Source organism: Clavibacter lycopersici, from assembly GCF_003576405.1.
Classification (GTDB): domain Bacteria; phylum Actinomycetota; class Actinomycetes; order Actinomycetales; family Microbacteriaceae; genus Clavibacter; species Clavibacter lycopersici.
In genome coordinates, this window is sequence record NZ_QWGT01000324.1 from 1 (window position 1) to 2,355 (window position 2,355).

The window sequence follows — 2,355 nt, forward strand, 5'->3', positions numbered from 1 at the left end:
CGCACGGGCTGGCCGGTCTGGCGCGTGCGCGTCGGCATCGAGCTGGTCGTGCTCGCGATCGGCTGGGCGCTCGGGGGGGACGTGGGCCTCGGGACCCTGGCGTTCGCCCTGCTGATCGGGCCGATCGTGCAGCGCACGCTCCCCCTGTTCGACCTGCCGGTCCCCGCCCGCGCACCCCGTCGACGGGCACGGGACGCCGCCCCGGACGACCCCGCGGGCACCCTGCCCACGGGCCCCGTCGCGACGGTCGGGTAGTCCGCGGCGCGACGCGGATCCAGCGGCCTCACGGCCCGCTCCCCGCACCGTCGCGGCCCGGGCGCGTCGCGGGGTATCGTTGCCGCTCGTGACTCCGGACCCCCAGGCTCCCGAGAGCAGTCCCGCCAAGCGGCTGCTCATCGGCGAGAAGCTCGCCAGCGACAAGCTCGAGGGCCAGCTGCTCCCCAAGCACCTCGCGCTCCCCATCTTCGCGAGCGACCCGCTCAGCTCGGTCGCCTACGCACCGCAGGAGCTGCTCCTCATCCTCACGCTCGGCGGCCTCGCGTTCCTGAGCTTCGCGCCCTGGGTCGCGGCCTGCGTCGTGATCCTGCTGGTGGTCGTGGTGCTCAGCTACCGCCAGCTCATCAAGGCGTACCCGTCCGGCGGAGGCGACTACGAGGTCGCCCACAAGAACCTCGGCGAGAAGGCCGGCCTCGTCGTCGCCTCCGCGCTCCTCGTCGACTACATCCTCACGGTCGCGGTGTCGGTGGCCTCGGGCGTCGACAACATCATCAGCGCGGTCCCGGAGATCGCCCCCTTCCGCGTCGAGATCGCGGTCTTCTTCGTCGCGCTCCTCGCGGCCGTCAACCTCCGCGGCGTGCGCGAGTCGAGCAAGGCCTTCGCGGTCCCGACGTACCTCTTCATCGCCAGCGTGGGCGTGATGATCGTCGTGGGCCTCGCCCGCACGGCGCTCGGCGATGCGCCGGTCGCCGAGTCCGCGGCCTACACGGTCGACACCCCGAACCTGTCGCAGGTCGCCTTCATCCTCCTGCTGCTCCGCGCGTTCTCGAGCGGCTGCTCCGCGCTCACGGGCGTCGAGGCCATCTCCAACGGCGTGCCCGCGTTCCGCACGCCGAAGGTCAAGAACGCCCAGTCGACCCTCGTGATCATGGGCGGTACGGCCATCGTGCTGTTCGTCGGCCTCACGACCCTCGCGCTCATCGCCCGCGTGCACTACGGCGAGCACCCGTGCGACCTCATCGGCTGGGCCGAGTGCGCCACCGAGCCGCAGAAGAGCCTCATGGCGCAGGTCGCGGCGGCCACCTTCGGGAACGGCAGCGTGATGTTCTACCTGCTGCAGGCGACCACCGCGGCCGTCCTCCTGCTCGCGGCCAACACCGCCTTCAACGGCTTCCCGCTGCTCGGGTCCGTGCTCGCGAAGGACGCCTACGCGCCCAAGTCGCTGCTCACGCGCGGCGACCGCCTCGTCTACAGCAACGGCATGCTGCTGCTGGCCCTCGGCGCCACGCTCATCCTCGTCGTGTACCAGGCAAACCTCACGCAGCTCATCCAGCTCTACATCATCGGCGTCTTCGTGTCGTTCACGCTCGGCCAGACCGGCATGGTCGTGCACTGGACCCGCATGCTCCGCGAGGGCTGCGCGAACCGCGGCGAGGTGATCCGCGGCCTCGCCATCAACGCGTTCGGCGCGCTGCTGACCGCGCTCGTCCTCATCGTGGTCACCATCACCAAGTTCACGCACGGCGCGTGGCTGGTGTTCGCGATCATGCCGGTGCTGTTCCTCCTCATGCTCGGGGTCAACCGCTACTACCGCGACGTGGAGAAGGAGATCGAGGTCGATCCCGTCACGGTCTTCGGCTCCACCGGCGACCACGCGGTCGTGCTCGTCGGCCGCATGCAGAAGCCGGTCCTCAAGGCCCTCGACTACGCCATCGCCGCGAACCACGACAGCATCGAGGCGGTGCACGTCTCCATCGACGACGAGGCGACGAAGCTGCTGGAGCGGCAGTGGATCGAGATGGAGATCGACATGCCGCTGCGCATCGTCGCCTCCCCGTACCGCGACATCAGCTTCCCGCTCATCAAGTACCTGAAGTCGCGGCGCGAGGAGCACGGCAGCGAGATCATCACGGTCTACACGCCCGTCTACATCGTCGGCCACTGGTGGGAGACGCTGCTGCACAACCACAAGGCGAGGCGGATCCGCCAGAAGCTGCTCCTCGTGCACGGCGTCACGCTCGCCCTGGTGCCGTGGCTGCTCGACTCCTCGGAGCTCATCTACGGGCGCCGGTCGCGCCCGGTCCCCGGGCAGGACCGCCGCGGCGAGCCCGTGCGCCCGGTCTCGCGCCGCTCCGGCCC

At 70.4% G+C, this 2,355-nt stretch carries 1 protein-coding gene and 1 pseudogene; both read left to right on the forward strand.

The genetic code is table 11. The features are described 5' to 3' along the window. Nucleotides 1-255: pseudogene (locus tag DZG00_RS14595) on the forward strand (membrane protein YczE); the annotation flags it as partial. An 88-nt stretch (nucleotides 256-343) separates the two neighbouring features. Further along, nucleotides 344-2,355 (forward strand): APC family permease (locus DZG00_RS14600; protein WP_147360030.1); only part of this gene is annotated, 2,012 nt, incomplete at its 3' end.